Raw genomic sequence first — 12,233 nt, forward strand, 5'->3', positions numbered from 1 at the left:
GTGCTTGGAAAGTTGAACCTCGAAGCGATTCCCTACCACGACCCGATCATCATGTCGGCGCTGGTGGGCTCGCTGCTGCTGGGCGTGGCGATCGTCGCGGCCATTACGTACTACAAGAAGTGGGGCTATATCTGGACCGAGTGGATCACCTCGGTGGACCACAAGAAGATCGGCGTGATGTACATCATCCTGGCCCTGGTCATGCTGGTGCGCGGCTTCGCCGATGCGCTGATGATGCGTGCCCAGCAGGCCATCGCGGCCAATGACAGTGCCGGCTATCTGCCCCCGGAGCACTACGACCAGATCTTCACCGCGCATGGCGTGATCATGATCTTCTTCGTGGCCACGCCGCTGATCGTGGGCCTGATGAACATCGTGGTGCCGCTGCAGATCGGCGCGCGCGACGTCGCCTTCCCGTTCGTCAACTCGCTCAGCTTCTGGCTGTCGGCGGTCGGCGCGGTGCTGGTGATGCTGTCGATGTTCGTCGGCGATTTCGCCGCGACCGGCTGGGTCGCCTATCCGCCGCTGTCCGGGATCGAGTACAGCCCCACGGTGGGCGTGGACTACTACATCTGGTCACTGCAGGTCTCCGGCATCGGCACCACCCTGACCGGCCTGAACTTCATCGTCACCATCCTCAAGATGCGTGCACCGGGCATGGACCTGATGAAGATGCCGGTGTTCACCTGGACCGCGCTGATCACCAACATCCTGATCGTGGCGATCTTCCCGGTGCTGACCGCGACCCTGGCGCTGCTGACCATGGACCGCTACTTCGGGATGCATTTCTTCACCAATGACGCCGGCGGCAACGCCATGATGTACGTCAACCTGATCTGGATCTGGGGCCATCCGGAAGTCTACGTGCTGATCCTGCCGTGCTTCGGCGCGTTCTCGGAGATCATCGCCACCTTCTCGGGCAAGCCGCTGTTCGGCTACCGCTCGATGGTCTACGCGACCTCGTCGATCGGCATCCTGTCGTTCTTCGTGTGGCTGCACCACTTCTTCACCATGGGCTCGGGCGCGAACGTGAATGCGTTCTTCGGCATCATGACCTCGATCATCTCGATCCCCACCGGCGTGAAGCTGTTCAACTGGCTGTTCACCATGTACCGCGGCCGGATCCGCTACCACTCCTCGACGTTGTGGACGATCGGCTTCATGGTCACCTTCGCCCTGGGTGGCATGACCGGCGTGATGCTGGCGATCCCGGGTGCCGATTTCGTGCTGCACAACAGCCTGTTCCTGATCGCGCACTTCCATAACGTGATCATCGGTGGCGTGGTGTTCGGCTGCCTGGCCGGCATCAGCTTCTGGTTCCCGAAAGCTTTTGGTTTCACCCTCAATGAGCGCTGGGGCAAGATTTCGTTCTGGTGCTGGCTGGTCGGTTTCTACCTGGCCTTCATGCCGCTATACGTGCTGGGCTTCAAGGGCATGACCCGCCGCATGAATCACTACGGCGTGGAGGGCTACCAGCCCTGGCTGATCGTGGCCGCGATCGGTGCGCTGGTGATCGCCGCCGGTATCGCCGCGATGTTCATCCAGTTCTATGTCAGCGTGCGTGACCGCAAGGCCAACATGGACCTCACCGGCGACCCGTGGAATGCGCGCAGCCTGGAGTGGGCCACGTCCTCGCCGCCGCCGTTCTACAACTTCGCCAAGCTGCCGACGATCACCTCGCTGGAACAGCACTGGGACGACAAGCAGCACGGCCGGGCCTGGCAGCGCCAGGACAGCTACGAGGACATCCACATGCCGCGCAATACCGCAGCGGGCGTGGTGATCTCGGTGTTCAGCCTGGTCCTGTGCTTCGCCCTGGTCTGGCACATGTGGGTGCTGGCCGGCCTCGGCCTGATCGGTGTGATCGCCACCTTCGTGCTGCGTTCGTACGACCGTGACGTGGACTATTACGTGCCCGCCGCCGAGGTGAAGCGCATCGAAGACGCGCACTTCGCGCAGATGGAAGGAGCCAAGGCATGAGCGGCGATACCCTGACCGCTGCTTCGCAGCACGGGCAGCTCGCGGCCGGTCATCACGACCACGCCCACGAGCACCACGACGACGGCAACAAGACCGTCGTCGGGTTCTGGATGTACTTGATGGGCGACTGCCTGATCTTCGCGGTGCTGTTCGCCACCTTCGGCGTGCTGCTCAACGGCACGGCCGATGGCCCCAGCGGGAAAGAGCTGTTCAAGCTGGGCTTCGTGCTCTCCGAAACGGTGGTGCTGCTGCTCAGCAGCTTCACCTTCGGCCTGGCGATGCTTGGCATGCAGGCCGGCAGGCGCAACCAGGTGGTGGGCTGGCTGGCCGTGACCGGCGTGCTCGGTGCGGTATTCATCGGCATGGAGCTGTATGAGTTCGCCGAGCTGATCCATGAAGGCGCCACCCCGGACGTGAGCGCGTATCTGTCGGCGTATTTCACGCTGGTGGCCACGCACGGCCTGCACGTCACCTTCGGCCTGCTGTGGCTGGCCATCATGATCCACCAGGTGCTGAAGTTTGGCCTGGACGGGATCGTGCGCCGCCGCCTGGCCTGCCTGAGCCTGTTCTGGCACTTCCTGGATCTGATCTGGATCTGTGTGTTCACCTTCGTCTACCTGCGGGAGTTCGTATGAGCGGCCACGCCACCCTGAAGGGCTACATCCTCGGCCTGCTGCTGTGCCTGGTGCTGACCGGCGCCTCGTTCACCGTGGTCATGACCGGGCTGGTACCGCAGCCGCTGCGGCTGACCGCGATCGTGGTGCTGTGCGTGGTGCAGCTGGTCGCGCAGCTGGTGCTGTTCCTGCATATCGGGGCAGGGCGCAGCCAGCGCGAGAACACCGGCATCTTCCTGTGCACCGCCTTCCTGATCGCCATCGTGGTGGCCGGCTCGCTGTGGGTGATGCACAACGCCAACCTCAACATGATGCCGATGCAGATGTCGGGCACGCCATGAGCAGGTCCCGCGCCGGCGCCCTGTGGGTCGGGCTGCTGTTGACGAGCTCCCTGATGCCGGTGGTGGCAGCGGCCGCGCCGATCCACGCCGCGGCAACGGTGTCGGTCAGCGATCCGTGGATCCGGCTGCCACCACCGGCGGCGAGCGTGGCGGCCGGCTATGTCCAGCTGCATAACGGTGGCGGGCCGGACCGGCTGCTGTCCGCCTCGTCCGCGGCGTTCGCCGAGGTGCAGATCCATGCCATGCGCATGGACGGTGAAGTGATGCGCATGGAAGCGCTGCCCGATGGCCTGGCCTTGCCGGAAGGCCAGACCGTGCCACTGCAGCCCGGCGGCTACCACCTCATGCTGTTGAAGCCCAAGCGGCCGTTGTCGGCCGGGCAGACGGTGCGGATCAAACTCCGGTTCGCCCACGGTGCCGAACAGGCGGTGGACTTCAGCGTGCGCGACGGCCTGGTCGCGCAGGGAGCGGCGAAGTGAGCCGTCGGCTCGGCGCGGGCCTGCTGGCACTGATGCTGCTGGCCGGCTGCGCCGACGGGCAGGCACCGGTAATGGGCCAGGCGGCCTTTGCGGCCGTGACGCTGGAGAGCAGCGACGGCCGCACGTTGACCATCCGGGATCTGCAGGGCAAGCCGAGCCTGCTGTTCTTCGGGTTCACCCATTGCCCCGAGGTGTGCCCGCTGAGCCTGGTCAAGGCGGTGCAGATCAAGCGCCTCCTGGGCCCGGCGGCAGAGCGACTGCAGGTCGTCTTCGTGACGGTCGACCCGCAGCGCGATACACCGGCGCACCTGCGCGAGTACCTGGCCGCCTTCGATCCGGGCTTCCTCGGCCTGGCCGGTGACGAGGCGGGCACGCGTGCCATCGCCGAAAGCCTGGGCGTGAGCTATCGCCGGGTCGGCGAGGGCGACACCGCGACCTTCGAGCACACCGCGTCGTGGTTCCTGCTCGGCGCCGACGGACAGCTGCAGGATGTGTACGGCTATGCGATGAGCGAGCAGGCGATCGTGGAGAAGCTGCGCGGTCGGCTGGCGGCGGCCGGCACGTGAGGCCGTTGACGGCCACGTTCCGAGGGCGGGCACTGCGATGAGCCGTACTGCGCCCAACCGCTCCGATGCCGTGCTGCTGCTCGGCTCGGCCGGCTGCGCGCTCACCGTGCTCGACACCAATGTGGTCGGTGTGGTGCTGCCGACCATCGCGCGCGATCTGTCGGCCTCCTTCGCGGACATCGAGTGGGTGGTCAGTGCCTACGTGCTGTGCTTCGCCGCGTTGCTGCTGCCGGCGGGCACCCTGGCCGACCGCATCGGTCGCCGGCGCCTGTTCCTGATCGGCTTGAGCCTGTTCGCCCTGACCTCGGTGGCGTGCGGCATCGCCGGTACTGCGATGGCCTTGTACCTGGCACGGGCCGGGCAGGGCGCGGCGGCCGCGTTCATGCTGGCACCGGCACTGTCGTTGATCGGGCATGCGCACCAGACCGCTCCCTCGCGTGCGCGTGCCTGGGCGATATGGGGCGCTATCATGGGCCTGACCATGGTGCTCTCGCCGTTGATCGGCGGCGCCATCGCCACCTGGTTCGGCTGGCGCTGGGCCTTCCATATCAATCTTCCCCTGTGCCTGCTGCTGGCCGGCCTGGCGTGGACCTTCGTGCCGGAATCGCGTGATCCAGTCAGCCGTCGCGTCGACGTGCCGGGCGTACTGCTGTTCGCGGGCAGCATGCTGTCGTGGACCTGGGCGCTGATCCGCGGACCGGTGGAAGGCTGGGGCAGCGCGGCGGTGCTGCCGTGGCTGCTGGCCGGCACGGTGCTGGCCGCGGCCTTCATCGTGGTCGAACAGCGCCGGGCCCAGCCCATGCTCGACCTGCGCCTGTTCCGCGCGCCGGCGCTGGTGGGCGCAGTGCTGGTGATGTTCGCCTACGCCGCCTGCGTACAGGTGATGGCCTCGTTGCTGCCGCTGCTGCTGCAGAACGCCCGCGGCGACAGCGTGCTGCAGGCCGGCGTGCACATGCTGCCGTTTGCGCTGGCGATGCTGCTGCTGCCGTTCCTCGGTCGCCGCCTCGGCACGCGATGGGCTTCCGGCCAGATCCTGGCGCTTGGCCTGGGCGTGGCCGTGATCGGCAACCTCGGCATCGCCGTGGCGCTGTGGCAGCACAGCAGTGCGGGCCTGCTGCTGGCGATGGCCGTGCTGGGCAGTGGCGGTGGGCTGCTCAATGGCGAAACGCAGAAGGCGATCATGAGCGTGATCCCGCCGGACCGCGCCGGCATGGCCTCGGGCATCAGTACCACCGCGCGCTTCACCGGCATCCTGATCGGGTTCGCCACGCTCGGTGCGGTGCTGTCCAGCCATGTACGTGACGCCGCCCGCGGCGCGCTGACCGAGGCCGGGCAGGCATGGACGCCGGTGCTGATCGAGCGCGTGGTGGTGGGCGAGCTGTCCGTGCAGGGCGCGGCCAGCGACAGCCTCACGCGGCTGGCCCGCAACGCCTATGCGGAGGGGGCGGCCTATGCGTTCGTGACGGCCGCCGCGATCGCACTGGTGGCGATGCTGCTGACGAACGCGCTGATGGCGAGGCGCTGTTCGCAGGGGTAGAGCGCCGGTGGGTCGCATCCACGCGGGGCGTGGATCTACCAGGCGCGGGCGCGCACATCCCAGCAGGCGGCGGTGAACGTCACCGCATCGCCTTCAACGAACGGGGCAAAGGCCTGCAGTACCGCGTCCATCACCTGCGACCGTGCAGCCGCTTCGAGTGGCGCATTCCGTAACGCGCTTCCGACCGGTCCCAGCAAGGTCACGTAGGTGGCCAGGTCCGCACGGTCGATCCGGCAGACTACGTCCAGCGGCAGGATCTCGACGTCCTCCCAGCCCGCGGCCGCCAGGATCTGCTCGACCTGCGTACGGTCGGCGAACGCGAACTGCCCCGGCCCCCCGGGCTGGCGCGCGGGCAGGGTCAACCACGGCGCGGCCGCGCGCTCGGCGGTGGTCATGAAGGCATTCTCGTCGGGGCCGCGCCAGGCCAGGGCCTGCAGCACGCCGCCGCGTTTCGCCGCCCGCTGCAGCTGTCCGAAGGCCTGCACGGGATCATCGAAGAACATCACCCCGAAGCGCGACACGATCCGGTCCAGACTTCCCGGCAGGAACGCGTGCTGCTGCGCGTCGGCGACGATGAACTCCACGGCCAGCCCGGCACGCTGCGCGCGTTCACGCGCCATGGCGATCATCGGGGCCGAGATGTCGACCCCGATAACATGCCCGCCGGGGCCCAGCCGCCCGGCAATCGCCAGCGCCACCGCGCCGGTCCCGCAGCCCACATCGAGGACGTGCAGTTCTTCGCCGGGCGGGATCGCCTCGACCAGGTGGGTGGCAAGCGGCGCGAACATCTGGTCGAGAATGTGCTGCGCCTCCACCCACGCCTCACCGGCGGGGCCATTCCATAGCGCGTGCTGCGAGGTATCGGTCATTGCGTGGCTCGATCTGGGCTTGCCAGTGGGATGAGGAGCTCGCACTGTGCCACCTCAACCTTCGTTGAGGTCAAGTGGGGATGCTCAGCCCCGCCACACATCCACCAGCAGTTTCACGTTCAAGACGATGATCAGGCCGCCGATCAGCCATGACAGCGCGATCAGCCAGCGCGGCGCGACCAGGGCCCCCATCTTGGCCTTGTCCGACACGAACCGCACCAGCGGTACCACCGCGAACGGCAGCTGCATCGACAGCAGCACCTGGCTCAGCACCAGCAACCGCGCGGTGCCCTGCTCGCCGTAGATCGCGGTGACCACCACCACCGGCACGATCGCGATGCCACGGGTGATCAGGCGCCGTGCCCACGGGGCAATCCGCAGCCGCAGGAAACCTTCCATTACGATCTGCCCGGCCAGCGTGGCGGTCACTGTCGAGTTGATCCCCGAGGCGAGCAGGGCGACCGCGAACAGGGTGGAGGCCAGCCCTACGCCGAGCATCGGCGCCAGCAGCTCGTATGCCTGCTCGATCTCCTGCACGTCGGTACGGCCGTGCGCATGGAACACCGCTGCCGCCAGGATCAGGATCGAGGCGTTGATGAAGAGCGCCAGCATCAGGGCGATGGTGCTGTCGGTCACCGCCCAGCGCATTGCACTGCGGCGCCCGGCATCGGTGCGTGGGTAAGCCCGGGTCTGCACGATGGAGGAGTGCAGGTAGAGGTTGTGTGGCATCACGGTGGCACCGATGATGCCGATCGCCAGGTACAGCGCCTTGGGGTCGGTCACTACCTGCGCGTGCGGGATGAAGCCGGCCAGCACGGCCTGCAGCGGCGGGGCGGCGATGAAGATCTGGATCGCGAAGCAGCCGAAGATCACCAGCAGCAGCGCGATCACGAAGGCTTCCAGCGCGCGGAAGCCGCGGTTCATCAGCAGCAGCACCAGCACCACGTCCACCGCGGTGATGATCGCGCCGGCCAGCAGCGGGATGCCGAACAGCAGCTTCAGCGCGATCGCCGTGCCGATCACCTCGGCCAGATCGCAGGCGATGATCGCGATCTCGCACAGCAGCCACAGGCCCAGGTTCACCGGCCGCGAATAGTGATCGCGGCACGCCTGCGCCAGATCCCGTCCGGTCGCGATGCCCAGCCGCGCGGACAGCCCCTGCAGCACGATCGCCATCAGATTGGAGAGCAGGATCACCGACAGCAGCAGATAGCCGAACTGCGCGCCGCCGGCGATGTCCGTGGCCCAGTTGCCCGGGTCCATGTAGCCGACCGAAATCATGTAGCCGGGGCCGAGGAAGGCCAGCAGCCGGAACCACCAGTGGCCGCCGCTGGGCACCGCCACGCTGGCGTTCATCTCACCCAGGCTGGGCGTGTGCCCGGCCGAGGAAGGCCAGGCAGGGGAGTTCCCGGGGCGGCGTTGGGTGTCCACGGCCGCAATATAGCAGAGGCTATGTTAGTAAGTCTTTGCAATCTGTGGCCTCCGCGATTTGTTGGCTCCCAACGTCTTAACCCTGAACCGCGTATCGTCATCGCTCTTTTCAGCTGGAGTGGATGCATGCGTTGGATCGTGTTGTTGGCCGCATTGGCGATGCCCGTAGTGGCGTGGCTCTCACAGACCGGCATGTTCGGCCCGACCAACGGCGCAGTGTCCGACCAGTATCCGACGCTGCTGGTGGCGGCCGGGTACGCCTTCGCTATCTGGGGCGTGATCTTCCTGTGGGACGTGCTGTTCGGGTTCTGGCAGCTGCGCCTGCGCAAGCCCGACATCACCGGGGTGCGCCCGTGGGCCGCGGCGGGCTTCGCGCTCACCGCCGCCTGGATGCCGGTGTTCTCCAACCAGTGGTTCCTGCCGGCGCTGGCGATCATCTGGGCCGCCTTGCTCTGCCTGATCGTGGCCGCCTACCGCGCTTCGCCGATCACCGCTCCGGGCGGTCAGCGCGCCTGGGCCGCCTATCCGCTCGGGTTGCATGCAGGCTGGCTGTCGCTGGCGGCCTACCTCAACACTGCCCAGGTGATCGTCGCCTACCGCTGGTTGCCGACCGACAACATGCTCGGCTGGAGCCTGGTGCTGCTGGTCCTGGCCACGCTGTTGGTGCTCGTCGTGAACCAGCTGCTGCGCGGGCATTTCGCCTATCCGGCGGCCGTGATCTGGGCGCTGGCCGGCATGTACGTCAAGCAGTCCGGCTGGGATCTGCCGGGGGCGGGGAACATCGCCACCCTGGCCCTGGTACTGATCATCATCGTGGTGATCCAGACCGTCTGGTTGCGCGTACGCGCGTACCGCCAGCCGCGCGCGATCGCCGCCGCGCACCGTCATCGTCGTTGATTCCCGTTGCAGGAGACCCCCCATGAACATCGTGAAGAAGGAGCGTTGCTGATGCGCGCTGCGATCCATACCACCTTTGGTGATCCCACCCAGGTACTGCACGGCGGCGACGTGCCGCAGCCGACCCCGGCGGCCGGCGAGGTGCGCATCCGCACCGTGCTGGCGCCCATCCACAACCACGACCTGTGGACCGTGCGCGGCCAGTACGGCTACAAGCCCGAGCTGCCGGCGATCGGTGGCAGCGAAGGGACTGGCGTGATCGACGCGCTGGGCGAGGGCGTCGAAGGCCTGAAGATCGGCCAGCGCGTCAGCGCCGCCTCGGTGCATGGCACCTGGGCCGAGTCCTTCATCGCGCCGGCACGCATGGTCATTCCGATGCCGGACAGCATCGATGACAACACCGCCGCGCAGCTGATCGCCATGCCGCTGAGTGCGCTGATGCTGCTGGAATTCCTGCAGGTGAAGGAAGGCCAGTGGATCCTCCAGAACGCGGCCAACGGCGCGGTCGGCAAGGCGCTGGCGATGCTGGCCAAGGCGCGCGGCGTGCACTGCATCAACCTGGTGCGGCGCGATGCCGGCGTGGCCGAAATGGCCGAGCTCGGCATCGACCACACGATCTCCACCGCGCAGTCCGATTGGATGGCGCAGGTGCAGGCCGCGACCGGCGGCGCCTCGATCGCCGCCGCGGTCGACTCGGTCGGCGGGCGCGCCAGCAGCGAGCTGATGACCCTGCTCGGCGACGGCGGCACGCTGGTCTCGTTCGGCTCGATGACCGGCGAGCCGATGCAGCTCAGCTCGGGCGACGTGATCTTCAAGCAGGCCACGGTGAAGGGCTTCTGGGGCAGCAAGGTCAGCCAGGCCATGGCCCCGGAGGACAAGCGTCGCCTGGTCGGCGAACTGCTGCAGCTGGCCGCCCGCGGTGGATTGAGCCTGCCGGTGGACGGCGTGTTCGGGCTGGATGAGGTCGGCGATGCCGCCAAGGCCAGCCTGGTGCCGGGCCGCAACGGCAAGGTGCTGCTGCGTCCCTGACAGCTACGGTAGAGCCGACCCATGGTCGGCTGTCGCGGAGCCCGCGGACATGCAGCCGAGACCCTAGGCCCGCTCTAGCGGTCCACGCGCACGCAATCGCCGGCCTCCGTCATCAGTGACCGCCTGATCCATTGGTGAGCTGGGCTCATGACTGCATGCCGGTCGCGGCGGCTAGTCCCGGTGCGGCCGCGCGCCTACAGTGAGGGTCCGCGGCGAACTGCGCCGTTCCTCCAGGAGATCGCGCCATGCCCACCGAAACCGCGCCCATCCGCATCGCCAGCGCGGGCACCACCGCCTCGGCGGCCGGTCCGGCGGACTATTTCACCGGCAAGGTGCGCATCGATGCACCGTTCCAGACCGACGCGCCCGCACGGGTCGGCGGAGCCACTGTCACCTTCGAGCCCGGTGCACGCACCGCGTGGCATACCCATCCGCTGGGCCAGACCCTGATCGTCACCGCGGGCGTGGGCAGCGTGCAGGAATGGGGCAAGCCCGCGCGCGAGATCCGACCCGGCGACATCGTCTGGATCCCGCCGGGCGTCAAGCACTGGCATGGCGCGAAGGCAGCTACCGCGATGACGCATATCGCGATCGCCGAAGCGGTCGACGGTTCGCCGGTGACGTGGATGGAGCAGGTCAGCGACGCGCAGTACAGCGGCGGCTGAACGCCGGCGCGCGTCGGGACGGTCGTGTCACATCCGCCTGCGTACCCTTGCAGGTCGATTGAAACAGGAGAACCGTCTTGAGCACTGTCTTCATCGTCGGCGCGGCCGGCAAGGTCGGCCGTCACCTGGTCAAGCAGCTGACCGACAAACAGCATCGCGTGCTCGCACTGCATCGCCGCGCCGGGCAGGGCGCTGAACTGGAGGCACTTGGCGCTACGCCGGTCACCGGTGATCTCACCGCCACCGACGTGGCTGCACTGGCCGCACAGATGGCCGGCAGTGACGTGGTGGTGTTCACCGCCGGTGCGGGTGGCGCAGGCGTGGAAGTGACCAACGCCATCGATGGCCGCGGCCTGGAACTTGCCGTCGATGCCGCCCGGCAGGCCGGCGTGCGTCGCTTCCTGCTGGTCTCGGCATTCCCGGAAGCGGGCCGCAACAAGGGTATGGGCGAGGGCTTCGAGAATTACATGACGGTCAAGAAGCGCGCCGATGTGTATCTGGCCGCCACCGATCTGGACTGGGTGATCCTGCGCCCGGGCACCTTGAGCGATGCGCCGGGCACTGGCCACGTCAGCGCCGGCCCGGCGATTGCGTACGGCGATATCCCACGCGCCGATGTGGCTGCCACGCTGGTCGCGCTGGTCGAGCACCCCGAGGTGCGCCGCACGATCATCGAGCTGACCGAAGGCGACCGGCCGGTGGAGGACGCTGTCGCGCAGCTTGCCCGGACGTAAGCGGGCAGCCCTGCGTGGCGAGGCTGAAGGCGATGGTAAAATCGCCTTTCCACACCGCAACACAGACGAGCACGCCATGAACGACGCCTCCTTCTATCCCATCGGCACCCCCGGCAAGCCGTGGGGCGCAGCGGAGGAGGCGCAGTGGCGTGCCCGCCAGGTGCCGCAGCGGCGCTACGCCGATGACGTGCTGCCGGCCGTCGAGGCCCTTCGCAGCCACTTCGATGTGAGTCAGTACGGCACGCTGGACTACGCGCCGGACCAGTACCCGCTGTTCGCGGTACGCAGCCGCGACTGGAATGCGGCGCTGCCGACGATGCTGGTCACCGGCGGTATCCATGGTTACGAAACCAGCGGCGTGCAGGGCGCACTGCAGTTCCTGCAGACCCGCGCAGCGGAGTATGCCGGCCGCGCCAATCTGCTGGTGGTGCCCTGCGTCAGCCCTTGGGGCTACGAGCGCATCCAGCGCTGGAACGCCGATGCGATCGACCCGAACCGCTCGTTCATGGCCAACAGTCCGGCGGCCGAATCCGCGGCGCTGATGGCCCTGGTCGCGCCGCTGCGCGGCAGCATCGCGATGCATATCGACCTGCACGAAACCACCGACACGGACGAGACCGAATTCCGCCCGGCCCTGGCCGCACGCGACGGCAAACCGTTTGAACCGGGGCTGATTCCCGATGGTTTCTACCTGGTCGATGACAGCGAGAACCCGCAGCCCGCGTTCCAGACCGCGGTCAATGCAGCGGTGGAGCGGGTGACCCACATCGCCCCGGCCGACGACAAGGGCGAGATCATCGGCTCGCCGGTGGTGGCGCCGGGGGTGATCGAGTATCCGTTGGAGAAACTGGGCCTGTGCGCCAGTGTCAGTGGCGCGAGGTATACCACCACCACCGAGGTGTACCCGGACAGCCCGCGTGCCACGCCGCAGCAGTGCAACGATGCCCAGGTGGCGGCGATCTGCGCGGCGATCGATTACGCTATCGCACATCCGGTCGGCCGCTGATCCGGCCTGGGAGTAACTGCATGGGAAACGCCAAGTCCTCGGACGAGTAAGCCGCAACAACCCTGGTCGTTGTTGCGGCGCTCTG

The 12,233-nt window shown here is 67.5% G+C and carries 13 protein-coding genes; 11 read left to right on the forward strand and 2 right to left on the reverse strand.

Annotated features, from left to right (window positions below; translation table 11 throughout):
* Genes cyoB through HH110_RS05810 form a run of 6 tightly spaced genes read left to right on the forward strand, consistent with a single transcriptional unit; the run spans nucleotide 1 to nucleotide 5,517 of the window.
* The gene (cyoB, locus tag HH110_RS05785; RefSeq protein WP_176988774.1) at nucleotides 1-1,980 is read left to right on the forward strand and encodes a cytochrome o ubiquinol oxidase subunit I; all 1,980 of its coding nucleotides are present in this window, start codon (nucleotides 1-3) and stop codon (nucleotides 1,978-1,980) included.
* Nucleotides 1,977-2,615: a cytochrome o ubiquinol oxidase subunit III gene (gene cyoC / locus HH110_RS05790; RefSeq protein ID WP_176988775.1), complete on the forward strand. Its 639-nt coding sequence runs from the start codon at nucleotides 1,977-1,979 to the stop codon at nucleotides 2,613-2,615. Before cyoB ends, cyoC begins: the two co-directional genes overlap by 4 nt.
* Nucleotides 2,612-2,935, forward strand: a complete 324-nt coding sequence (cyoD, locus tag HH110_RS05795; RefSeq protein WP_176988776.1) for a cytochrome o ubiquinol oxidase subunit IV — start codon at nucleotides 2,612-2,614, stop codon at nucleotides 2,933-2,935. The genes cyoC and cyoD overlap by 4 nt, the downstream gene beginning before the upstream one ends.
* The gene (locus HH110_RS05800) at nucleotides 2,932-3,414 is read left to right on the forward strand and encodes a copper chaperone PCu(A)C (protein WP_176988777.1); all 483 of its coding nucleotides are present in this window, start codon (nucleotides 2,932-2,934) and stop codon (nucleotides 3,412-3,414) included. Before cyoD ends, HH110_RS05800 begins: the two co-directional genes overlap by 4 nt.
* Entirely contained in the window at nucleotides 3,411-3,980 is a 570-nt protein-coding gene (locus HH110_RS05805) for an SCO family protein (RefSeq protein ID WP_176988778.1), read from the forward strand. The genes HH110_RS05800 and HH110_RS05805 overlap by 4 nt, the downstream gene beginning before the upstream one ends.
* A 37-nt stretch (nucleotides 3,981-4,017) precedes the next feature.
* On the forward strand, nucleotides 4,018-5,517 hold the full coding sequence (locus HH110_RS05810; protein ID WP_176988779.1) for an MFS transporter: 1,500 nt from the start codon (nucleotides 4,018-4,020) through the stop codon (nucleotides 5,515-5,517).
* Between the two features lie 35 nt (nucleotides 5,518-5,552).
* On the opposite strand, the gene HH110_RS05815 is transcribed toward HH110_RS05810, so the two are convergent.
* Together HH110_RS05815 and HH110_RS05820 are read right to left on the reverse strand one after the other, a co-directional pair.
* Nucleotides 5,553-6,386, reverse strand: coding sequence for a class I SAM-dependent methyltransferase (locus tag HH110_RS05815; RefSeq protein ID WP_176988780.1), 834 nt, complete (start codon nucleotides 6,384-6,386; stop codon nucleotides 5,553-5,555).
* Between the two features lie 84 nt (nucleotides 6,387-6,470).
* Nucleotides 6,471-7,817 (reverse strand): Nramp family divalent metal transporter, encoded by a 1,347-nt coding sequence (locus HH110_RS05820; RefSeq protein WP_342589226.1) that lies wholly within the window; start codon nucleotides 7,815-7,817, stop codon nucleotides 6,471-6,473.
* Nucleotides 7,818-7,943: 126 nt separating this feature from the next.
* Here HH110_RS05820 and HH110_RS05825 point away from each other — a divergent pair, with 126 nt between their 5' ends.
* The 5 genes from HH110_RS05825 to HH110_RS05845 all read left to right on the forward strand — a co-directional run bounded on the left by HH110_RS05825 (nucleotide 7,944) and on the right by HH110_RS05845 (nucleotide 12,148).
* The gene (locus tag HH110_RS05825; RefSeq protein WP_176988781.1) at nucleotides 7,944-8,714 is read left to right on the forward strand and encodes a hypothetical protein; all 771 of its coding nucleotides are present in this window, start codon (nucleotides 7,944-7,946) and stop codon (nucleotides 8,712-8,714) included.
* A gap of 51 nt (nucleotides 8,715-8,765) precedes the next feature.
* A complete protein-coding gene (locus HH110_RS05830) occupies nucleotides 8,766-9,743 on the forward strand; it encodes a zinc-binding dehydrogenase (protein WP_176988782.1) in 978 nt (325 codons plus the stop codon).
* 245 nt (nucleotides 9,744-9,988) lie between these two features.
* The gene (locus tag HH110_RS05835; RefSeq protein WP_176988783.1) at nucleotides 9,989-10,408 is read left to right on the forward strand and encodes a cupin domain-containing protein; all 420 of its coding nucleotides are present in this window, start codon (nucleotides 9,989-9,991) and stop codon (nucleotides 10,406-10,408) included.
* A gap of 77 nt (nucleotides 10,409-10,485) precedes the next feature.
* Nucleotides 10,486-11,142 carry an SDR family oxidoreductase gene (locus tag HH110_RS05840; protein WP_176988784.1) on the forward strand — a complete coding sequence of 219 codons (657 nt, stop codon included), beginning with the start codon at nucleotides 10,486-10,488 and terminating at the stop codon, nucleotides 11,140-11,142.
* 76 nt (nucleotides 11,143-11,218) lie between these two features.
* Complete coding sequence (locus tag HH110_RS05845; RefSeq protein ID WP_176988785.1) at nucleotides 11,219-12,148, forward strand: M14 family metallocarboxypeptidase; 930 nt, start codon at nucleotides 11,219-11,221, stop codon at nucleotides 12,146-12,148.
* Nucleotides 12,149-12,233: the final 85 nt, after the last annotated feature.

Source organism: Stenotrophomonas sp. SAM-B, assembly GCF_013387485.1.
GTDB lineage: Bacteria > Pseudomonadota > Gammaproteobacteria > Xanthomonadales > Xanthomonadaceae > Stenotrophomonas > Stenotrophomonas maltophilia_AA.

What these genes read in the sequence shown, in the direction of transcription:
- cyoD (WP_176988776.1), top strand. Translation starts at nt 2,612, where the DNA reads ATGAGCGGCCACGCCACCCTGAAGGGCTACATCCTCGGCCTGCTGCTG.
- cyoC (WP_176988775.1), top strand. Translation starts at nt 1,977, where the DNA reads ATGAGCGGCGATACCCTGACCGCTGCTTCGCAGCACGGGCAGCTCGCG.
- HH110_RS05835 (WP_176988783.1), top strand. Translation starts at nt 9,989, where the DNA reads ATGCCCACCGAAACCGCGCCCATCCGCATCGCCAGCGCGGGCACCACC.
- HH110_RS05800 (WP_176988777.1), top strand. Translation starts at nt 2,932, where the DNA reads ATGAGCAGGTCCCGCGCCGGCGCCCTGTGGGTCGGGCTGCTGTTGACG.
- HH110_RS05815 (WP_176988780.1), bottom strand. Translation starts at nt 6,386, where the DNA reads ATGACCGATACCTCGCAGCACGCGCTATGGAATGGCCCCGCCGGTGAG.
- HH110_RS05830 (WP_176988782.1), top strand. Translation starts at nt 8,766, where the DNA reads ATGCGCGCTGCGATCCATACCACCTTTGGTGATCCCACCCAGGTACTG.
- HH110_RS05845 (WP_176988785.1), top strand. Translation starts at nt 11,219, where the DNA reads ATGAACGACGCCTCCTTCTATCCCATCGGCACCCCCGGCAAGCCGTGG.
- HH110_RS05810 (WP_176988779.1), top strand. Translation starts at nt 4,018, where the DNA reads ATGAGCCGTACTGCGCCCAACCGCTCCGATGCCGTGCTGCTGCTCGGC.
- HH110_RS05825 (WP_176988781.1), top strand. Translation starts at nt 7,944, where the DNA reads ATGCGTTGGATCGTGTTGTTGGCCGCATTGGCGATGCCCGTAGTGGCG.